Origin of the sequence: Mycobacterium talmoniae, assembly GCF_001854525.1 — a bacterium.
Classification (GTDB): domain Bacteria; phylum Actinomycetota; class Actinomycetes; order Mycobacteriales; family Mycobacteriaceae; genus Mycobacterium; species Mycobacterium talmoniae.
Map to the genome: position 1 here is coordinate 1 of NZ_MLQM01000043.1, position 21070 is coordinate 21070.

19 protein-coding genes and 1 pseudogene are annotated in these 21070 nt (G+C 67.8%); 12 read left to right on the forward strand and 8 right to left on the reverse strand.

Translation table 11 applies throughout. The annotated features are described in order from the left end of the window. Window positions 1-38: 38 nt before the first annotated feature. From murG to BKN37_RS10485, 10 genes are all read left to right on the forward strand, one after another. Window positions 39-1250: an undecaprenyldiphospho-muramoylpentapeptide beta-N-acetylglucosaminyltransferase gene (murG, locus tag BKN37_RS10440; RefSeq protein ID WP_423212778.1), complete on the forward strand. Its 1212-nt coding sequence runs from the start codon at window positions 39-41 to the stop codon at window positions 1248-1250. Then, on the forward strand, window positions 1247-2695 hold the full coding sequence (gene murC, locus BKN37_RS10445) for a UDP-N-acetylmuramate--L-alanine ligase (RefSeq protein ID WP_071025232.1): 1449 nt from the start codon (window positions 1247-1249) through the stop codon (window positions 2693-2695). Before murG ends, murC begins: the two co-directional genes overlap by 4 nt. 44 nt (window positions 2696-2739) lie before the next feature. Further along, window positions 2740-3582, forward strand: a complete 843-nt coding sequence (locus tag BKN37_RS10450; protein WP_071025287.1) for a cell division protein FtsQ/DivIB — start codon at window positions 2740-2742, stop codon at window positions 3580-3582. 729 nt (window positions 3583-4311) lie between these two features. After that, window positions 4312-5472: a cell division protein FtsZ gene (gene ftsZ / locus BKN37_RS10455; protein WP_071025234.1), complete on the forward strand. Its 1161-nt coding sequence runs from the start codon at window positions 4312-4314 to the stop codon at window positions 5470-5472. A 25-nt stretch (window positions 5473-5497) separates the two neighbouring features. After that, entirely contained in the window at window positions 5498-6205 is a 708-nt protein-coding gene (gene pgeF, locus BKN37_RS10460; protein WP_071025236.1) for a peptidoglycan editing factor PgeF, read from the forward strand. After that, on the forward strand, window positions 6202-6948 hold the full coding sequence (locus tag BKN37_RS10465; protein ID WP_071025238.1) for a YggS family pyridoxal phosphate-dependent enzyme: 747 nt from the start codon (window positions 6202-6204) through the stop codon (window positions 6946-6948). Before pgeF ends, BKN37_RS10465 begins: the two co-directional genes overlap by 4 nt. A 65-nt stretch (window positions 6949-7013) precedes the next feature. After that, the gene (locus BKN37_RS10470) at window positions 7014-7643 is read left to right on the forward strand and encodes a cell division protein SepF (protein WP_071025241.1); all 630 of its coding nucleotides are present in this window, start codon (window positions 7014-7016) and stop codon (window positions 7641-7643) included. Between the two features lie 128 nt (window positions 7644-7771). Next, window positions 7772-8074: a YggT family protein gene (locus tag BKN37_RS10475; RefSeq protein ID WP_071025243.1), complete on the forward strand. Its 303-nt coding sequence runs from the start codon at window positions 7772-7774 to the stop codon at window positions 8072-8074. A 461-nt stretch (window positions 8075-8535) separates the two neighbouring features. Then, the gene (gene wag31, locus BKN37_RS10480) at window positions 8536-9348 is read left to right on the forward strand and encodes a DivIVA-like cell division protein Wag31 (RefSeq protein WP_071025245.1); all 813 of its coding nucleotides are present in this window, start codon (window positions 8536-8538) and stop codon (window positions 9346-9348) included. A 64-nt stretch (window positions 9349-9412) separates the two neighbouring features. Continuing rightward, a complete protein-coding gene (locus tag BKN37_RS10485; RefSeq protein WP_071025247.1) occupies window positions 9413-9751 on the forward strand; it encodes a hypothetical protein in 339 nt (112 codons plus the stop codon). On the opposite strand, the gene BKN37_RS10490 is transcribed toward BKN37_RS10485, so the two are convergent. Continuing rightward, a complete protein-coding gene (locus BKN37_RS10490; RefSeq protein WP_071025249.1) occupies window positions 9748-10428 on the reverse strand; it encodes a phosphoribosyltransferase in 681 nt (226 codons plus the stop codon). The genes BKN37_RS10485 and BKN37_RS10490 overlap by 4 nt on opposite strands. Window positions 10429-10514: 86 nt before the next feature. On the opposite strand from BKN37_RS10490, the gene BKN37_RS10495 reads away from it, so the two are divergent. Together BKN37_RS10495 and BKN37_RS10500 are read left to right on the forward strand one after the other, a co-directional pair. Beyond that, complete coding sequence (locus BKN37_RS10495) at window positions 10515-10766, forward strand: type II toxin-antitoxin system Phd/YefM family antitoxin (protein ID WP_071025252.1); 252 nt, start codon at window positions 10515-10517, stop codon at window positions 10764-10766. Between the two features lie 9 nt (window positions 10767-10775). Then, window positions 10776-11033: a Txe/YoeB family addiction module toxin gene (locus BKN37_RS10500; RefSeq protein ID WP_071025254.1), complete on the forward strand. Its 258-nt coding sequence runs from the start codon at window positions 10776-10778 to the stop codon at window positions 11031-11033. Between the two features lie 3 nt (window positions 11034-11036). Here BKN37_RS10500 and BKN37_RS10505 read toward each other — a convergent pair whose 3' ends face one another. The 7 genes and pseudogenes from BKN37_RS10505 to BKN37_RS10535 all read right to left on the reverse strand — a co-directional run bounded on the left by BKN37_RS10505 (window position 11037) and on the right by BKN37_RS10535 (window position 21041). Next, window positions 11037-11471 (reverse strand): type II toxin-antitoxin system VapC family toxin, encoded by a 435-nt coding sequence (locus BKN37_RS10505; protein WP_071025256.1) that lies wholly within the window; start codon window positions 11469-11471, stop codon window positions 11037-11039. A gap of 3 nt (window positions 11472-11474) precedes the next feature. Then, window positions 11475-11833 (reverse strand): annotated as a pseudogene (locus tag BKN37_RS10510) (type II toxin-antitoxin system Phd/YefM family antitoxin); the annotation flags it as partial. A 188-nt stretch (window positions 11834-12021) separates the two neighbouring features. Next, entirely contained in the window at window positions 12022-12843 is an 822-nt protein-coding gene (locus BKN37_RS10515) for an alpha/beta hydrolase family protein (RefSeq protein WP_071025258.1), read from the reverse strand. Between the two features lie 15 nt (window positions 12844-12858). After that, window positions 12859-15168 carry a transketolase-like TK C-terminal-containing protein gene (locus BKN37_RS10520; RefSeq protein ID WP_071025261.1) on the reverse strand — a complete coding sequence of 770 codons (2310 nt, stop codon included), beginning with the start codon at window positions 15166-15168 and terminating at the stop codon, window positions 12859-12861. A gap of 190 nt (window positions 15169-15358) precedes the next feature. Further along, complete coding sequence (locus BKN37_RS10525; protein ID WP_071025263.1) at window positions 15359-16657, reverse strand: PucR family transcriptional regulator; 1299 nt, start codon at window positions 16655-16657, stop codon at window positions 15359-15361. 149 nt (window positions 16658-16806) lie between these two features. Next, on the reverse strand, window positions 16807-18384 hold the full coding sequence (locus BKN37_RS10530; protein WP_071025265.1) for a YhgE/Pip family protein: 1578 nt from the start codon (window positions 18382-18384) through the stop codon (window positions 16807-16809). Continuing rightward, entirely contained in the window at window positions 18381-21041 is a 2661-nt protein-coding gene (locus BKN37_RS10535) for an MMPL family transporter (RefSeq protein WP_242657193.1), read from the reverse strand. Before BKN37_RS10535 ends, BKN37_RS10530 begins: the two co-directional genes overlap by 4 nt. Between the last annotated feature and the right edge of the window lie 29 nt (window positions 21042-21070).

The window sequence follows — 21070 nt, forward strand, 5'->3', positions numbered from 1 at the left end:
CCCCCCCCGCCCCCACCCACTCCCCCGCCCCAACCGCTCTGTACAAGCCCCATGCAACTACGAGGCGGCCAGCGCCCCGCCGGCCAGCGCCCCACCCGGGGGCGCGCTCGCGCACTGGAAGGTCAGCGTTACGGGTGAAGGACTCGTTTTCGGTGGTGCTCGCCGGCGGCGGCACAGCCGGCCACGTCGAGCCCGCGATGGCCGTCGCCGACGCGCTGACCACGCTGGATCCGGCCGTGCAGATCACCGCGTTGGGCACCGCCCGCGGGTTGGAGACCCGGCTGGTGCCCGAACGCGGGTACCACCTGGAGCTGATCACCCCGGTGCCGTTGCCGCGCAAACTCAACCGTGACCTGCTGCGGCTGCCGCTGCGGGTGCGGCAGGCGGTGCGGCAGACCCGCGCGGTGCTGCGCGCCGTCGACGCCGACGTGGTGATCGGGTTCGGCGGCTACGTGGCGCTGCCGGCGTATCTGGCCGCCCGCCGGCGCCGGGTGCCGGTGGTGATCCACGAGGCCAACGCCCGCGCCGGGCTGGCCAACCGGGTGGGGGCCCGCACCGCGGGCCGGGTGCTGGCGGCGGTGCCGGATTCCGGGCTGCGGGGCGCCGAGGTGGTCGGGGTGCCGGTGCGCGAGGCGATCACCGCGCTGGACCGCGCGGCGCTGCGGGCGACCGCGCGCGCCGAGTTCGGCTTCGCCGACGACGCCCGGGTGCTGCTGGTCTTTGGCGGGTCGCAGGGCGCGGCGTCGATCAACCGGGCGGTGTCGGGCGCCGCCGGGGCGCTGGCGGCGGCCGGGGTGTCGGTGCTGCACGCGCACGGCCCGAAGAACACCCTGGCGCTGCCCACCGCCGGCGCCGGCGACCCCCCGTATGTGGCGGTGCCGTACCTGAGCCGGATGGATCTGGCCTACGCGGCCGCCGACCTGGCGATCTGCCGGTCCGGGGCGATGACGGTCGCCGAGGTGTCGGCCGTCGGGCTGCCCGCGGTCTACGTGCCGCTGCCGATCGGCAACGGGGAACAGCGGCTCAACGCGCTGCCGGTGGTCAACGCCGGCGGCGGGCTGCTGGTCGACGACGCCGATCTGACACCGGAATTCGTCGCCGACACGGTCGCCGGGCTGCTGGCGGATGCGCCGCGGCTGGCGGCGATGACGACCAATGCCGCCCGGGTCGGCCACCCCGACGCGGCCCGGCGGGTGGCCGCGGCCGCGCTGGAGCTGGCCGCCGCCGCCCGCGAACGGGGGCGCGCATGACTACTGAGCAGCTGCCGGCCGAGCTGCAGCGGGTGCACATGGTCGGGATCGGGGGAGCGGGGATGTCGGGGATTGCCCGCATCCTGCTGGACCGCGGCGGGCAGGTGTCGGGGTCCGACGCCAAGGAGTCCCGGGCGGTGCGCGCGCTGTGCGCCCGCGGCGCGCAGGTCCGGATCGGGCACGACGCGGCGTCGCTGGACCTGCTGCCCGGCGGCGCGACCGCGGTGATCACCACCCACGCCGCGATCCCCAAAACCAACCCCGAACTCGTCGAGGCCCGCCGCCGCGGCATCCCGGTGCTGCTGCGGCCCGCGGTGCTGGCCAAGCTGATGGCCGGGCGCACCACGCTGATGGTCACCGGCACCCACGGCAAGACCACCACCACCTCGATGCTCATTGTCGCGCTGCAGCATTGCGGGCTGGACCCGTCGTTCGCGGTCGGCGGCGACCTGGGCGAGGCCGGCACCAACGCCCATCACGGCAGCGGCGACTACTTCGTCGCCGAGGCCGACGAAAGCGACGGGTCGCTGCTGGAGTACACCCCACACGTCGCGGTGGTCACCAACATCGAGGCCGACCACCTGGACTTTTTCGGCAGCGCCGACGCCTACACCGCGGTGTTCGACGCGTTCGTGGAGCGGCTGGCGCCCGGCGGTGCGCTGGTGGCCTGCACCGACGACCCCGGGGCGGCCGCGCTGGCCGAACGCGCTGCCGCGCTGGGGATTCGGGTGTTGACCTACGGCAGCGCCCCGGACCGGGAGCTGACCGGCCGGCTGCTGACCTGGGAGCAGCAGGGCACCGGCGCGGTCGCCCACATCCAGGTGGCCGGGCAGCCGCATCCTCAGGTGATGCGGTTGGCGGTGCCGGGCCGGCATATGGCGCTCAACGCGCTGGGCGCGCTGCTGGCCGCGATCGACATCGGCGCGCCGGCCGAGGCGGTGCTGCACGGCCTGGCCGGGTTCGAAGGGGTGCGGCGGCGTTTCGAGCTGGTCGGCACCACCGCCACGGTGCGGGTGTTCGACGATTACGCCCACCATCCCACCGAGGTCGCCGCCACGCTGGCCGCGGTGCGCACGGTGCTGCAGCAAAGCGGTCGCGGCCGGGCGCTGGTGGTGTTCCAGCCGCACCTGTATTCCCGCACCCAGGCCTTCGCGGGGGAATTCGCCGCCGCGCTCGACGCCGCCGACGAGGTGTTCGTGCTCGACGTGTACGGCGCCCGGGAGCAGCCGCTGCCCGGGGTCAGCGGCGCCAGCATCGCCGAACACGTGCGGGTGCCGGTGCACTACGTCCCGGACATGTCGGCGGCACCCGCGGCGGTGGCGGCCGCGGCCGGCCCGGGTGATGTCATCGTCACGATGGGCGCCGGGGATGTCACCCTGCTCGGCCCGGAGATCGTCACCGCCCTGCAGCTGCGGGCCAACCGGCGCCCGGAGGTGTGGCGGTGACCGGCGACGAGGTCGACGACGCGGGGGTCGAGGCCGAGGGCGCGGTGACCGACGACGCCGCCGGCGAGGCCCCACCGGAGGGGCCGCGGCGGCGGGCCCGCCGGGAACGCGCCGAACGCCGCGCCGCCGAGGCGCGGGCCCGGGCCATCGAAGAGGCGCGCCGGGAGGCCAAACGCCGGGCCCGCGGGCTGTCCCCGGAGGCCAAACCCGTGCCACGGGGCGCGATTCGCGGCCTGAAGCTGGTGGTCGCAACGGTGCTGGCGGTGCTCGTCGCGGTGGGGCTCGGCCTGATCCTGTACTTCACCCCGGTGATGTCGGCGCGCGATGTCGCCGTCTCCGGGGCCGAGGTGGTGACCCGCGAGGAGGTCCTCGACGCCGCCCAGGTGCAGGTGGGCACCCCGCTGCTGCAAATCGACACCGACCAGGTCGCCAACCGGGTGGCCACCATCCGGCGGGTCGCCAGCGCGCGGGTGCAGCGCGACTACCCGTCGACCCTGCAGATCACCATCGTGGAACGTATCCCGTTGGTGGTCAGGGATTTTGCCGACGGGCCGCACCTGTTCGACCGGGACGGGGTGGACTTCGCGACCGCGCCGCCACCGCCGTCGCTGCCGTATCTGGATGTCGAGAATCCCGGGCCGTCGGATCCGGCGACCCAGGCCGCGCTGCAGGTGCTGACCGCGCTGAGCCCCGACGTCGCCGACCGGGTGGGCAAGATCGCGGCCCCGTCGGTCGCGTCGATCACGCTGACCCTGACCGACGGCCGGGTGGTGATCTGGGGGACCACCGACCGCACCGCCGAGAAGGCGCAGAAGCTGGCCGCGGTGTTGAGCCAGCCCGGGCAGACCTACGACGTGTCCAGCCCGGACCTGCCCACCGTCCGCTAGCCGGACCGCCGCGTTGCACGTGCGGCCAGGGTTGGGGATTTCGTGGTCGGGCGCAGCCCTCAACCGCACCGCCAGAACCGACGCCATAGACGACGTCGGCCGCGAGCCGGCGAGGCCGAGCCTGTACTCAGGGCGCTGAGCCTGTAGTTACGGCGTCGAGCCTGCGCTGAGGGCGTCGAGCCTGTAGTTACGGCGTCGAGCCTGCGCTGAGGGCGTCGAGCCTGTAGTTACGGCGTCGAGCCTGCGCTGAGGGCGTCGAGCCTGTACTCAGTGCGCCGATCCTGTACTCAGGCCGTGTTTTTCGCCGCGACATGGTCCTGGATACAGGCTCGGCGCCGCCAGTGCAGTCTCGATGCCCTGGATACAGCCTCGGTGCCCTCAGCGCAGTCTCGATGCCCTGGACACAGCCTCGGTACCCTCAGCACAGTCTCGACGCCCCTCAGCACAGTCTCGACGCCGCAACCACAGGCTCGGCGCCCCAATGCTGCTGCCGGCGTCCACCATCGGCGACCCAACCCGAAAAATTCGCCCGCCGCGTTTCGGCGCGCCTGCCGGGATAGGCGGCGCCGCGGCCCTACCGTTCTGTTTGCGCGGAACAACTTGACATAACTCTAATCCTCTGGTTGAGGTTGAGGGTTTGCGACACGCCAAGGAGTTCGGCGTCAGGCCACTGTCCCACCCGGGTCCGCCACGGACCCACGCAGTCCCCATCAGGGAGGAACACGAACGATGACCCCCCCGCACAATTATTTGGCCGTCATCAAAGTCGTGGGTATCGGCGGCGGCGGCGTCAACGCGGTGAACCGCATGATCGAGCAGGGCCTCAAGGGCGTGGAGTTCATCGCCATCAACACCGACGCGCAGGCGTTGTTGATGAGCGACGCCGACGTCAAGCTCGACGTCGGCCGCGATTCGACGCGCGGCCTGGGCGCCGGCGCCGATCCCGAGGTCGGCCGCAAAGCCGCCGAGGACGCCAAGGACGAGATCGAAGAGCTGCTGCGCGGCGCCGACATGGTGTTCGTCACCGCCGGCGAGGGCGGTGGCACCGGCACCGGCGGCGCCCCGGTGGTCGCCAGCATCTCCCGCAAGCTGGGCGCGCTGACCGTCGGCGTGGTCACCCGGCCGTTCTCGTTCGAGGGCAAGCGCCGCAGCGGCCAGGCCGAAAACGGCATCGCCGCGCTGCGGGAAAGCTGCGACACGTTGATCGTGATCCCCAACGACCGGCTGCTGCAGATGGGTGACGCGGCGGTCTCCCTGATGGACGCGTTCCGCAGCGCCGACGAGGTGCTGCTCAACGGGGTGCAGGGCATCACCGACCTGATCACCACCCCCGGCCTGATCAACGTGGACTTCGCCGACGTCAAGGGCGTGATGAGCAACGCCGGCAGCGCGCTGATGGGGATCGGATCGGCCCGCGGCGAGGGCCGCGCGCTCAAGGCCGCCGAGATCGCCATCAACTCGCCGCTGCTGGAGGCCTCGATGGAGGGCGCCCAGGGGGTGCTGATGTCGATCGCCGGCGGCAGCGACCTGGGCCTGTTCGAGATCAACGAGGCGGCCTCGCTGGTGCAAGAAGCCGCCCACCAGGACGCCAACATCATCTTCGGCACCGTCATCGACGACTCGCTGGGCGACGAGGTGCGCATCACCGTCATCGCCGCGGGATTCGCCGCCACCGGGCTGGGCCGCAAACCCATCATCGGCTCGGGCGAGTCCAGCAACTCGAGCCACACCGGCCAGACCATCGCGCCCGGCAAGCACGGCAAGGTCACCTCGACGTTGTTCGAGCCGGCCGACGCGGTCAGCGTGCCGGTGCCGACCAACGGCGCGACGGTCAGCGTCGGCGGCGATGACGACGACGACGTCGACGTGCCGCCGTTCATGCGGCGCTAGCGGGCCGCTCGGGATACTGGACACGGTGAGCTATCGCATCCGCCGGGTCACCACCACCCGGGCGGGAGGCGTCTCGGCGCCACCCTTCGACACCTTCAACCTCGGCGACCACGTCGGCGACGACCCCGCCGCGGTCGCCGCCAACCGGGCGCGGCTGGCGGCGGCGATCGGCCTGCCCGGCGACGCGGTGGTGTGGATGCACCAGGTGCACGGCGACCGGGTCACCGTCGTCGACGGCGCACGGGACACCCCGGTCGACGACACCGACGCGTTGGTGACCACCGCGCGCGGATTAGCGCTGGCGGTGGTGACCGCCGATTGTGTCCCGGTGTTAATGGCCGATGCCCGCGCCGGTGTCATTGCGGCCGTACACGCCGGTCGCGTCGGTGCGCAGCGCGGTGTCACGGTACGCGCGGTGGAAACAATGCTGACCCTCGGCGCGCACCCCGACGACATCTCGGTGCTGCTCGGCCCGGCGGTCAGCGGACGCAATTATGAAGTGCCCGCGGCGATGGCCGACGAGGTCGAGGCGGCGCTGCCCGGCAGCCGCACCACCACCTCGCGCGGCACCCCCGGACTGGACCTGCGGGCCGGAATCGCTTGTCAGCTCAAGGGTTTAGGCGTCACCGCGATCGACATCGACCCGCGCTGCACGGTGGCCGACCCGCAGCTGTTCAGTCACCGCCGCTCGGCGCCCACCGGACGACTGGCCTCGCTGGTGTGGATGGAATGAGCGGCGACCGGGAATCCGAATTGGCGGCGGCATTGGCCGCACTGCAAACACGGCTGGCCGCTGCCGCGGAGGCCGCCGGTCGCAATATCTCCGAAATTGAATTACTCCCAATTACGAAATTCCATCCGGTCACCGATATCGCGATTTTGGCGCGTTTGGGTTGCCGTGCATTCGGTGAATCCCGGGCGCAGGAAGCGGCGGCGAAAGTGAGCGAACTCACCACGTTGCCAGGCGTCGCGGCCGACGCGGTGCACTGGCACATGGTGGGCCGCATCCAACGCAACAAGGTCGCCTCGGTGGCCGGCTGGGCGCACACCGCGCACTCGGTGAGCAGCGTGCCGGTGGCCGCGGCGTTGGACCGGGCGGTCGCCGCGGCCCTCGACGACGGGCGGCGCCGGCACCGGCTGCGCGTCTATGTCCAGATCAGCCTGGACGGGGACACCGCCCGCGGCGGCGTCGACGTGTCGGCACCCGATGCGGTCGACGAGCTGTGCGCGGCGGTCGACTCCGCCGCCGCCCTGGACCTGGTGGGGTTGATGGCCATCCCGCCGCTGGACTGGGATCCGGACCGGGCGTTCACCCGGCTGCAGGCCGAGCACCGCCGGGTGCTCGCCGCGCATCCCGCGGCGACCGGGCTGTCGGCCGGGATGTCCGAGGACCTGGAAACCGCGATAAAACACGGTTCGACGTGTGTGCGTGTCGGTACCGCGCTTCTCGGGCGCAGGCGGTTACCGTCACCGTGATAGTCACTCCAGTCACATCTTCATCACAGACACCAGATCGCCAGCAGCCTAGAAGGGGTCACGCGATGAGCACACTGCATAAGGTCAAGGCCTACTTCGGTATGGCTCCGATGGAGGACTACGACGACGAGTACTACGACGACGAGGAGGACCGCGCCCCGGCGCGCGGATACCAGCGTCGCGGTGAGCGCTTCGCCGAGGACGGTTACGGGCGGTATGAAGGCCGCGAATACGACGAGCCGCCGGGCAGCTACCGCGGGGGCTATGAGGACGAGCCCCGGTTCCGGCCGCGGGAATTCGACCGGCCGCCGCGCGAGTTCGACCGGCCGCGGTTCGCGTCGCTGCGCGGCTCCACCCGCGGCGCGCTGGCGATGGATCCGCGGCGGATGGCGATGCTGTTCGACGAGAGCAGCCCGTTATCGAAGATCACCACGCTGCGCCCCAAGGACTACAGCGAAGCCCGCACCATCGGGGAGCGGTTCCGGGACGGCACCCCGGTGATCATGGACCTGGTGTCGATGGACAACGCCGACGCCAAACGCCTGGTCGACTTCGCCGCCGGGTTGGCGTTTGCCCTGCGCGGCTCGTTCGACAAGGTCGCGACCAAAGTGTTCCTGTTGTCGCCGGCCGACGTGGACGTCACCCCCGAGGAGCGGCGCCGGATCGCCGAGACCGGCTTCTACGCCTACCAATAACCGGGTCGGGTCGCCGACGGGCGCGCCACCGCCCGAGTCGGTAGGCTGACACCACAGCGGACTGCCCGGCAGCCGCCGTGTTGTCAGCATCACATCACCACGTCCTCATCACTAAGGTCAGGCTTTCGTTGGCGCTCTTCTTCAACATCCTTGGTCTCGCGCTGTTCGTTTTCTGGTTGCTGTTGATCGCCCGAGTGGTGGTGGAGTTCGTCCGCTCGTTCAGCCGGGACTGGCATCCGCGCGGGGTCACCGTGGTGATCCTGGAGATCATGATGAGCCTCACCGACCCCCCGGTGAAGCTGCTGCGCCGCCTGATCCCGCAGCTCACCATCGGTGCGGTCCGGTTCGACCTGTCGATCATGGTGTTGCTGTTGGTCGCATTCATCGGGATGGACCTGGCCTTCGGGGCCGCCAATCGCGTTGCGCTGTAGCGCTCAGGGGTTTCTCAGTCATTCCGCCGCCCGGCCGTAGGCCGGCGCCTGCGCGTGCCCGCCAGCCGGCGCCCACCTCTTCCTCCGTCCCCGCCCCCCGGCCGTCCGGAACCGGCTGCGGCGGGGCCGGGTTCGGGTCCTCGCCTGGTCAGGCCGCTGCGCGACGGCGCGCTGACGGCCGTCGCAGCCGGGGTCGGCGGGCGCGCCCGGGGCCCGGACGGGGGCGGCTCGACACTGGATTGGCGGCGGCGTTAATAGCGAACTGCAAGCGTGAAACCGTTTGCCACGCCGAGATTTCTGTGGCAAGTCTTTGAAATTCGTTCTTAATTATTGGTCTCGCTCGGAACCGCCGCATCCGGTGTGACAGGATGGACGCCAGTTACAGTACGGCTAACATATTGTCCGATCGATCTACACTTGCCAGATCGGTGTGACCGTCCAGACTCGAGGGGGCAGACAAAATGCCACTTACACCGGCAGACGTGCACAATGTGGCGTTCAGCAAGCCGCCAATCGGTAAGCGCGGCTACAACGAAGACGAGGTCGACGCCTTCCTCGACCTGGTGGAGACCGAGCTGACCCGGCTGATCGAGGAGAACTCCGATCTGCGTCAGCGGGTAAGCGAACTCGACCAGGAACTGGCCAGCGCGCGGGCCGGCGGCGCAACCCAGACCACCCAGGCCATCCCGCTCTACCAGCCCGAGCCGGAGCCGGAGCCGGTCCGCGAGGCCCCCGCCGCGCCGGCCGCCGCCCCGGTGGCCGCCGCCGGCGGCGAGGACCCGGCCCTCAAGGCCGCCAAGGTGCTGAGCCTGGCCCAGGACACCGCCGACCGGCTGACCAGCACCGCCAAGGCCGAGTCGGAGAAGCTGATGTCCGACGCCCGCGCCAACGCCGACCAGATCCTGGGCGACGCCCGGCGGGAAGCCGAAACCACCGTCTCCGAGGCCCGGCAGCGGGCCGACGCGATGCTGGCCGATGCGCAAACCCGGTCGGAGAGCCAGCTGCGGCAGGCCCAGGAGAAGGCCGACGCGTTGCAGGCCGACGCCGAGCGCAAGCACTCCGAGATCATGGGCACGATCAACCAGCAGCGCACCGTGCTGGAGGGCCGCCTGGAGCAGCTGCGGACCTTCGAGCGCGAGTACCGCACCCGGCTGAAGACCTACCTGGAATCCCAGCTCGAGGAGCTCGGGCAGCGCGGTTCGGCGGCGCCGGTCGACTCCAGCGCCGGCAGCGACGGCGGAGGGTTCAACCAATTCAATCGGGGTAACAACTGAGCGGGGCGCCGCTGGCCGCTGCGGCGGCCTCCAGTAGTGTGCCCGTCGGCTGGAAGGTTGACCGATGCTAATTGTTGCCCTGGTGTTGGCGGTGATAGGTCTCGCCGCCCTGGTGTTCGCGGTGGTGACCGCCAATGCGCTGGTGGCGTGGGTGTGTATCGGCGCCAGCCTGCTGGGCGTGGTGCTGCTGATCGTCGACGCGCTGCAGGAACGCCGCCGCGCCGCCGGCCCGGCCGGCGAGGCCGCGGGCGAGGAGCTCAGCGGCCTGCAGGAGGGCTCGGACGACACCGAGTCCGCCGACGCCAACTACGAGGACTTCTACGACGACGAGGACGGCGCGGACGCCGCCGACACCGAGTCCGCCGCTGCGGACGCGGTGAGCGACGAGCACAACGCCCGCTAACCGCCTGTCGGCGCGGCGAGCAGGTCGCGGACCTCGTCGTCGGTGACCTGGTGGAAATCCAGGAAGGCCTGGCCCACCGCCTCGAATGAGGGCGGCATCGTCGCACACACCACGTCGTCGGCTTCGCGGGCCAGCTGCTGGCACGCCGAGGGCGGGCCGACCGGCACCGCGACCACCACCGCGGCCGGATCGGTGGCCCGCACCGCGCGGACCGCGGCGAGCATGCTGGCGCCGGTGGCGATGCCGTCGTCGACCAGGATCACCGTTGTCGCCCGCAGGTCGGCGGGGGGCCGGTCACCGCGGTAGGCCCGCTCCCGGCGGCGCAGCTCGGCGGTCTCCCGTTCGATCACCGCCTGCACCTGGTCCTCGGTAATGCCCAGGCTGGCGACGACGTTGTCGTTCATCACCACCTGGTCGCCGCTGGCCAGGGCGCCCATCGCCAGCTCGGACCACTGCGGCACCCCCAGCTTGCGCACCACGAACACGTCGAGCGGGGCGTGCAGCGCCGCCGCGACTTCGAAACCGACCGGAACCCCGCCCCGCGCCAGCCCCAGCACCACCAGCGGGTCGGTGTCGCGGTAGCCGGTGAGCTCCTCGGCCAGCACGCGACCGGCCTCGCGACGGTCGCGGAAGGTGCGCCACGATGTCCGCCGAAGATGCTGGCTCGGTCGGTTCATGTCCTTACCCAGCCTACGACCGACGTCCAGGCGCGGGGGAGGCCGGAGCGAAGCCACGTACAATATCCTGTACGCGGAGGTGGCTGATGAAGACGATGTCCTACTCGGAATCGCGGGCGAACTACGCCTCGGTGCTCGACTCGGTGCTCGACGACCGCGAAGAGGTGGTGATCACCAGGCCCGGTCGTGACCCCGTGGTACTGGTGGCGCTCGACGACTACGAGTCGCTGAAGGAGACCGCCTACCTGCTGCGCAATCCGGCCAACGCCCGTCGCCTGCTCGGGGCGATCGAACGGCTCGAGCACGGTGAGGGCAGCGAGCACGACCTTGCCGAGTAGCGCCGGGCGGTGAAGCTGGTCTGGGACGAATCCGCCTGGGAGGACTACCTCTACTGGCAGGACCAGGACCGCAAGATCGTCAAACGGATCAACCTGCTGATCAAGGACATCGCGCGTAACGGCAATGCGGGCATCGGCAAACCCGAGGCCCTCAAGCACGGGTTTCGGGGCTACTGGTCACGGCGGATCACCGACGAGCACCGCCTCGTCCACCGCTACAGCGCAACCGACATCCGGATCGCGCAATGCCGCTACCACTACGAGTAGGGGCTAGGGGTCGAGTTGGGCGGGGGCGACGCGACACCCGGCGGCTTGGGCTCCGGCGTGGAGGCGTCGGTCCCAGACGGCGACGATCAGCTGGGGTTCGCCCAGGGCCAATGCGCTGGCCAGATGGACCGCGTCGGCTCCGCGCAACGCGTGGGCTCGGGCCAGCTGGCCGGCGTGCTGCTCAACCGCCGCGGTGAGTTCGACTGGGCGGGTGGCGGCCCAGAAGTCCTGCCAGTCGCGCTCGGCGTCGGCGAGCTCGGATTCGGTGAGGTCGTGATTGCGGGCCGCGGCGGCGAGGGCGGCGCGGACTTCGGGGTAGGACAGCCGGCTGGACAATGCGGCGTCACAGCCGTCCCAGAGCGCGGACGCCAGCGAGCTCCCTGGCTCGGCGGTGAGAAGTTTGACCAAGGCGCTGGTGTCGAAGTAGACGAGCGGCACCGGTCAGCGCCGCTGGTCGCTGACCCGGTCCGACACTGGCCGTCGCGGCCGGGGCCGGGGCCGGCCCGTGGCGACAGGCCGCGGCGTGGTGGCCTTGCCGATCACGCCTTCGGCGGTGAGACGCGCCAAGGTGCCTGCGCTGTCCACCGCGTTTAGTCGCGCGACCGGGATCCCGCGGTCGGTGATGACGACCTCACCACCCGCCCGCGCCCGATCGAGCCAATCGCTAAGGTGTGCGCGCAACTCGGTCACGGATACGTCCATACCCTGAACTGTACACTCACTGAACCAGTGAGTTGTACATTTCACTCCTGAGTGTAGCAGCGACGACCTGAGAGATTGACCTACGCAAGCCGGAGGCGCATCCCGAGGTGTTGCGGCGGAAGGTGTTTGCCGCGCCTGTCCGCTTCGATTTCATCGCCGGCGACCCAGCCGGCCCGTCGGGACCGGCGCTGACGGTCGAAACTGTAAGACGCGAACATACCTTCAGCCACCCCTGATCTGAGTGCGTCAAGTACTAAACCCCAACTCAGTCGCCGTACTTCGCGGACTAAGTACTTTCCTCCAAGACCCGGGGGAATCGCGCGCGGCCGGGCCGTGGAATCTTCGCCTGCGGGTTGTCGAGGTAAGCGTCAGCCCAAGCACCGATGATCCGGCCTGCGCGATGAGCTTGGCCACGGACCGTAAGCAGATGGTCTGAACCCTCGAGAGAGACAAAGCTGCGCGGATGGCGGGCCAAACCGAAGATTTCACTGGCGTTTTCGATGCCCACTGTATTGTCGGTCGGCGAATGCAGAATGAGGAGCGGCAGCCCCAAGCCCTTGATCTTGTCGTGCAGATGGGCGGCGCGCACATCCTCGACAAAAGCGCGCTTCAGTGTGAGCGTCCGCCCGCCAACCATCCACTGCGCAGCGCCATCAGATATCGCGCGGCCGACCACCGCGTCGTAATGGGCCTCGACGTGACTGGGCTCCGCCGGCGCTGCGACCGTGACAACCGCCCGCACCCGCGGCGAGGTCCGCGCTGCTGCCAAAACGGCCGCACCGCCAAATGAGTGCCCGACGAGGATATCGGCAGGAGTCCCCCTGTCTGCCATGAATTCGCATGCCTTCACAACATCGTTGACTTTCACGGTGAACGAGCCGTCACCCCAATCACCTTCAGAGTCACCCAGGCCGAGTGCGTCGAAACGCAGCATGCCAATGCCGTCTAAAGCCAACTGCTTGCAGATGCGTGATGCCGCTGGGGAATCCTTGCCCAATGTGAAGCCGTGCGAGAACACGCCCCAGCCGCGAATCGCGCTATCGGGCAGATCAACTAAACCTGCCAGGCGAGGGCCAGTTGAGCTGGCGAATGTAACGCGTTCGGCCATGGTCGACGACTACCGCTAATCGATGACGTCGAGCGCAGCGCGCACGATCGCGTCCGTGTCGATGCCGTGGTACTTGTACACGTCTTGAAGCGATCCGACCTGGCCGAAGCGTGTCACTCCCAGTGCGACGCTCGGGACACGATTGATGCCGGCCAAGAACGCGAGTGTGTGCGGATGTCCGTCGAGAACGGTGACCATCGGCGTGGAACGGGTCGCCGGGAAAGCCTGCTCGAGAATCCAGGTGTCGGCGGCAAGGCGACCGCTGCGTGCTTGAATCGCGTCGAAAAGCAACCCGGGACTCGTGACACAAATGACATCGGCGGGAAGCCCGACCTTCTCGAGCCGGTCTGCGGCGGCGAGCGTCTCGACCATCATCGCGCCCATGCCCACGAGAGTGACCACCGCGTTGTTAGGCCGGCGCATGCAGTACGCGCCGGCAACGACTTGCCTGCGACGGCGTTCCCGAGCGGCGGGATCGGTCGGCACTGCGGCCAGACTCTGATCGACCGGTCGCGTCGAGAGTCGCAGATACGCCGAACTGCCGTCAGGTTTGCCTAGCTTCGTCAAACTCGCAAGCAGCGTCCACTCCACGTCGATCGCGAACGCGGGCTCGTAACAGATGCAGCCGGGTTGTTCGAGGCCGATCGACGGAGTCTTAATCGACTGGTGTGCACCGCCTTCCGCTGCAAGGGTGACGCCCGACGGCGTTCCGACCAGAATCGATTGGCCGCCAGCGTAAATGCCGAATGACCACGGTTCGAGTGCGCGCTCCACGAAGGGGTCGTAGACGACACCGATCGGATAGAGTGGCTCACCCCAGCGACTCCACGTCGTACCAAGCTCGCCGATCAATCCAACAAGATTTGTCTCAGCGATACCAAGCTCAATGTGCTGGCCGGTGGGCTTCTCCCGCCAGTGCATGATCGTCTCGGCATCATCGGCAAACCAGTTGTGGCGCTCAAGAGCAGACCAAACGCCGACCTTGTTGACCCACCCGCCGAGGTTTGTCGTCGAGCTCACGTCCGGACTGACGGTGACAATACGCCGCGAGGCCTCAGGTGCTTCGCGCGTGAGATCGAGCAGGACCCGACCGAGTGCAGCCTGCGAGGTGGCCGTTCCTTTCGGCGTGCGGCCTATGTCGAGGGGAGTATTCGGGGGTTTCGTGGCTGGAATCGACTCACGCTGCAGCCGATCAGCGGCGGCAATGCACAGCTTGCCCTCGGCGGAGGTGGGGTCAAACCGTTCCCACGGGTTGCTTTCATCCATGCCCAATTCGGTCGCAAGTGAACTGAATTCAGCGACGCTTAGCAGCGACGAATGATTCTGTGGGTGCCCCTGGGTCGGCAGTCCGTACCCTTTGATGGTGTACGCGATGATAACCGTCGGGCGAGTGTCGTCGATCTGCTGGTACGCCGAGGACAGCGCATCGAGGTCGTGCCCGCCCAGCTTGCGGATCGCCTTTAACAGCGTCGCGTCGTCCAGCTGCGAAATCAGCTCCGCAATCTCATTGCTACCCGCGCCATCTCCTGGCAACCGACTGCGCACCTCCTCGGCGGTGCAGCGAAGAAGACGCTGATACTCGGGATTCGCCATCGCCAGAATGCGTTCACGCAGCGCGGAACCACCCGAGCGGGTGAACAATTCCTCGAGCAGTTTGCCGAACTTCACCGTGATCACCTGCCAGCCCGCAGCGTCAAACATCTTCTCCAGGCGCCGTGCAGCGATGTTAGGGATCACTCTGTCGAGTGACTGGCGGTTGAGGTCGACAATCCAGACGACTTCGCCGAGGTCGGCAATTCCGGGGTCGAGGATCGCTTCCCACACGGCGCCCTCGTCGAGTTCAGCGTCGCCTACCAACGAGTATTGTCTGCCGGTTCCCGCAGTGCCGGCAATGGTCTGCACGTAGCGACGCGCCATTGCACCCCAAATGGGCGCTGTCGCGCCGATTCCCACGCTTCCGGTCGAATAATCGACCGGATCGGGGTCCTTGGATCGACTTGGGTAGGACTGGAGTCCACCGAATTCACGCAGTCTTGTCAGGTATGACTCGTCGAGCTGGCCGAGCAGGTAGTTGATGCTGTGCAGTACCGGTGACGCGTGCGGTTTCACCGAAACGCGATCGCCGGGCTGGAGATGGCTGAACCAGAGAGACGTCATGATTGAAACCATCGACGCGCATGATGCTTGGTGCCCTCCAACCTTCAATCCCGAAGGGTTGGGTCGGATGCGATTCGCGTGATGAATGATCGCCGTGGAGAGCCACAACACCCTCTGCTCGACGGACTGCAGAACCTCGAGGTCGTGCGCTTCGATCGTTGTATTCACTTGACGGTCCTAGTTCGAGAGGGCGAGGAGGTGGTTACCGCGCACGACGCCCCACGTCGGATCGTCGTTACCGGTCGAGCAATGCAGCAGGTTGCTTGCCATGAGTTAAGTCAAGCTTTGGCGGGCGCGAGCGTGCTTGGGCTGTGCTGCAAATCCTGCTGCGGGTGTTGAACTTCAGTCCAACCGTGGTTCAGGTGTCCGCCGAATCGCCTAAGACGTTGTCTCCGAGTTCCTCGGCGAGTGTGAGGGCGGCCTGGAGCTGCATGCGGCGGCTGTCGATCGGTCGGCCGCGTAGTTGCTCGGCGCGTTGCACGCGGTAGGCGACGGTGTTTCTCGCGACATGCAACTTGTCGGCTGCAGCGCTCAGGCTGCGTTCGGTGTCGAGATAGCACTTTAGGGTGGCGCGGAGAGTGACCGCGATGTCTCCGGGGCCAGCCAGGCCCCCGAGTTCGCGCCGGACGAACTGTCGCGCGAGGTCAGCCTGTGCGCTCAGCATGACAAGCATGTCAACGTCGGCGTAGTCGAATAGCCACCGACCGGACCGCGAACTCATGCCAAACGCGGCAGCTGCTAGGGCCTGTTCGTGGCTGGTGCGGAACCCGGCCACGCCGGGCGCAGGCAAGCCGATCGCCACCTTGGTACCTGGTGGAGGCTCCGCAGGGATATGCGTCGAACTTGGCGAGGAACGCAGCCTGGATCCCCACGCCCAGACCCGTCGGGCACCAACGGGCAGGATTAACGACCCGGAGTGACCCGTTGCCTTCAGCACGTCCGATGCGATCTTTTCTAACTGTCCTGGTGCGGGCGCGGCCGGGTCATCAGCCCAAACGACCAACCCGGTGTGATGGCGGGTGAGGTCATACCCCAGAGTTCGACCGGATCGGTCGAGTGCAACAGGTTCTCCGCGCAGGACGCTGTGCACGATCTCTAGGCGTACCGCCGCCGTGCTGGCCAGCCAGGACTTCTGCACTGTGGAGAACGTACTGGCCATCGCTGCGGTTAGTTGGTCCACGACCGCGAACAGCAGCGCGGAGATCCGTCGCATCTCCGCGAACCGATCTTCCTGAGGAACGAGCGCTTCGATGGCAGTGAAGACAGCGGCGCTGGCATAACCGTGTCCAATGTGGATACTGCGAATCATGTGTTCGATTCCCACGCCCCGGCCCACCAATTCACCAGGGCCGGCGAGGACCTCAACCACCGAATCCGCAGCAAACCGGACTTCCTTTGCCAAGACAGCCAGCATCGTCACAGCAACGGCTTCACACCCGCGGTGCACCTCATGAATGACGACGTCGACGCCGAGTTCCGGAATCGCGCTGACGATCTCGCGTGTCATGCCCTCGGCGAGTTCGACCGACCATCCGACGGGTCCCGGCCCGACAAGCTCGATGATTTCTGCGAGCCTGTCCGCCACAAGCACTGAGCGCGACAACGCGGCATCGTCAACTGGTCGAAGGCCAAGCACCCACTTCGATTGATCGGCCACGGATGATCCTCCGGTCAAAATCGCTTGAGGCGGAACTAGACGCTACTGGTGCCGTCGACGATGAATTGGACTCTATACCAATGCGCTGCCCTCCAGTGCCTGGTTGGACGACGACCCAAGCAGGCTACTGAGCCGGGTACTTGGAGTTTCTACGTGGCGGGGGACAGGACAGAGCCGAGTCGAAGTTTCTTGCCGCTCAGTACCCGGCGCTGCTCAGTGACGAGGACCGTTGCCAGCGAGCCACCAATGAACCAGACAGCTAGTTGAAGGACGCCGGTGACGGCGATGTCCGACCCGATGATGACGCCGCGCAAGGCGAGGACGGCCGCGTGAGTGGGCAAGAATTCGCCGATGGTGTGCAGCGCCGCCGGAATCGTCGACATCAAGCTGGTGACAAGCGTCAGAACCAGCACCACGATGGACGCGAACCGACCCGGCCGCTTGAAGCTCGCCGTGACTGCCTGATTCAGTGCCATGAACGTGAGCGCGCTCAGCAGTATCACACCGAGCAATTCGAACCATCGCCCCGCGCTGATGCTCAGGATCGGCGCCAGTATGAGGCTGAGTGCCGCCGCGGCCAGCACCGCGACTGTCGCGCCGGGACATGCTGCGCGAGCGACGATCAGCCAGGTCCGGTCCCGTGAGGTGAGTACCGCGCCAGGCATCGCCCGAGTGATCACGTAGGTCCCCAACCCGCACGCCCAGAGCGCCAACGCGACCGCGACCGCCGCCACGGCCGCACCCACGTCGGTGCTGTCCGTGATCGCGACTGCTGGGGTCGCGGCGACGTCCTTGAGTCGGTCGCGCTGCGCCCGGTCATAGACCGGTACCCGGTCGCGTCCCTGCGCTAGCTGATTCGCGAGTTGGTGTGCGCCATCGGAAAGTTGGCCGAGTCCGGATTCAAGCTGCTGGGCGCCGTCGTGTAGCTGATTGGCTCCGCTCGCTGCGGAGTTCACGCCGGATGCGAGTTGTTCGATCTGACTCGCCGGTCCGCTGAGGGGTCCCGGTGCCGGTGCGGGCAGCTGGCTCAGCAGCACCGTGACCGCGGACACCTTGCTTTGCGCGTCGCCGAGCCCGGACGCGAGCTGCCCCGACCCCGAGGAGAGTCGGCCGGCACCAGCTTTGAGATCGTCGGCTCCCGTGGCCAGCTGGGCGGCGCCGTCGGCCGCCTTACTCAGCTGATCGTGCATGGTGGAGAACGACAGATACACGTTCTCCAAGTAGGTCTGCACGATCTGCTGGTTGAGCGTGCCCAGCACCACGCGCGCTATCTCGGTGCTGATCAACGGATCTGCGACACCGGTGGCATTCGAGGTTTGCACGCGCAACTCGGCCCGGCCGGCCTCCATCGGGTGGGCGCCCGCCGACGAGGTGGCCTTAGCGGAGAAATTCTCCGGGATCGTGACGACGGCCCCATAGTCGCCACGCGCGAGTCCATCCCTGGCGTCGTCGGCGTCGGTGAGCACCCAGGTGTACGGTGAGTCCGAATGTGTCAGATTGCCGGCTAACTCCCTGCCGAGCGGAAGCACCTTGCCGTCCACGGTGACCGGGTGATCGTCGTTGACGACGGCCGCTTTTGCCGCGCCGTGATTCGACTCCGGCGACCAGAACGCCCACAGAAACAGGCCCATCACCAGGATCGGCAGCACGACAAGCCCGACCCAGGTGCGCCACGTCAACGGACCCGAAGCCGACGACCGCGCGGAGTTCGCGAACGGCTTGATCATTGCGACACCTCCAGTGGCGCGGCGGCCAGCTCAAGGGTGACCGCATCGGCGGGCAAAAGATCGCCGATCAGAGCGGGGTCCTGGCAGGTGATCACGAAGGACGCCTTGCGATCGGAGAAGTATTGGCCCAGGCGCTCTCTGGCGTCGCGGCGCAGCACGACGTCGACATCATCGATCAGTATCAGTTGCACGTCGTCGGCGAGCGCGGTGGCCACGTCGGCGGCCGGATCCAGTGTCTCGTGGCAGGAGATCACGGCGACTTCGCGACGAACGGTGTTGATGTGTTGTGGCAGCACGTGGTTGAGAACTTTCAGGTCACCGTCGATGCGACGCACCCGACCGGCCAGTGTGAAGAGCAGCGCGCTCTTGCCTGCTGGGCCGTGGCCATGCACTACCAGCAGTTGTCCGCGGCCGAGGGTGATATCGACCCCGGCGTACACGTCTCGGCCGCGGTCGTCGACGCGGCGCAACCCAAGCGCGTTGATCGCGTCATCGGAGTCGGGTGACGGCCAATCGGCAAGGCGCAGTTCATGGATTAGCGCGTCGCCTTCCGCGTCGAAGATCGGTAGCCTGCGATCGATCCACCCGGGCAGACCCCACGCGCGGCGGCCGAGCAACGCGAGCACCGCAGGCACGAGCGTCATCCGGACCAGGAAGGCATCCACGAACACGCCGACGGCCAAGCTGAAGGCGATCGGTTTGATGGTGGCGCTGCCCTCGGGCACGAACGCGGCGAACACCGCGAACATGATCGCAGCTGCCGCGACAACGACGCGAGAGGCAGAGATGAAGCCGGATTCGATCGCCTCGTGCGGATCACCGTGGTGCACGTAGTGTTCGCGGATACGGGACACCAGGAACACCTCGTAGTCCATCGCGAGGCCGAAAAGGACGCCCATCAAGATGATCGGCAGGAAGCTGACGACACTGCCGGTGTGGGTGACGTGCAGCGCGCTGGCCAGGTGGCCTTGTTGGAACACGAACGATGTCGCGCCGAACGCTGCGCCCACCGAAAGCAGGTATCCGGCGGTGGCTTTGACCGGCACCCAGATGGAGCGGAACACCATCGCCAGCAGCACCAAGGAGATCCCGACCACCAGAATCGCGAACGGTAACAGCGCACCGCTCAATTGCTTGGACACGTCGATGCCGACGGCGGTGATGCCGGTGACTGCGGTGTCCACTCCGTAGCTGTCTTGGAAATGCTGGTGTTGGCCGCGGATGGCTTTCACCAGGGCTTCGGTTTCCGCTGAGTCCGGTGCCGCAGCGGGCACGACTTGGACGACTCCGGTGTCGGCCTTGGGGTTTGGTGTCGCGAGTGGCACGCTGGCCACTCCGGGCAGGTGGCTGATGTCCGCGGCGATCTTGTTGACCACACCGATGGGGTCGGTGCTGGTGATGATGTCGGCGGTGACGATGAGCGGGCCGTTGTAGCCCGGGCCGAAGTGCTCGCTGACCACCCGATAGGTGTCGCGGGCCGGGCTGCCTTCCTCTTCGGTGCCGTTGTCCGGCAACGCAAGGCGCAGGTCAGCGGCCGGAATCGCGCACACCGCGAGACCGGCGATCACCACCACCACGGTGAGCAGCGGGACGCGGGTGGCCAGCCGCACCCAGGCGCGGCTGATCCGCGCACGCTGCGGGCCGTGCTTGCCCTGCGGTTTGGGGGTCTTCGGTCGCAATCGTTCTCCGGCGAAAGCCATCAGGGCGGGAACCAACGTCACCGCGATCGCAACCGCCACGGCCACCGCCGCGGCGGCAGCCAGGCCCATGGTGGTCAAGAACGCGATACCCGCCACCGACAGGCCCAGCAACGCGATCAGCACGGTCAGGCCTGCGAAGATCACCGCGGACCCGGCTGTGGCGGTGGCCCGCGCAATGGACTCCTCGACGTCCAGGCCCTCGGCGAGTTGGTCGCGGTGTCGCGACAGCAGGAACAGCGCATAGTCGATGCCGACAGCCAAGCCGAGCATCACCGCCAGCATCGGAGCCGTCGACGAAACCGGGGTGAAGAGGGTGGCCGTAAAGATCAGCGCCACCGAGATGCCGACACCGAGCACCGCGGTCACCAGCGGCATCCCTGCGGCGATCAGGGACCGAAACACCATGAGCAGCACTACGAATGCGATCGCGAGACCGATCCCCTCGGTGGGGCTGAGCTTGGGCACGGGATTGGAGAACGCGGGTCCGCCGACCGCCACGGTGGCGCCATGTCCGATCGCCGCTGCGAGATGCTCGCCGATGTCGGTGAGCTGATTTCTAGTGTCTTGCTTGACATCGGCCAGCGCAATGGTCAACTGGGCGGTGACAATCGCGGCGCGATGATCGGCAGAGATCGCCGATTGTATCCGCGGCTGCTCACCGCCGGCGACTTGGCCCATTGGGTTGGGGTCGAAGGGATTGATCACCGAAGCGACCTGATCTGTCTTCTTGATCGTTTCGACGGCGTTGGCGGTCGGGGCGGAAGCGAGCTGCGTGACGTCCTGACCGGATGGGACCACGATCACCAACTGCGCCGAGGTTCCGCTCGTCTCCGGGAACACCCGCCCGAGATAATCAAGCGCGTCCTGCGACTGAGTGCCCGGAATTTCGAAGGTGTCATCGGTGCCCTTGTTGAATAATGCGCCACCGCCGGCCAACACGAGTACGACGAGCCACACGGCAACCACAGCCAGTCTGCGCTGAGCCG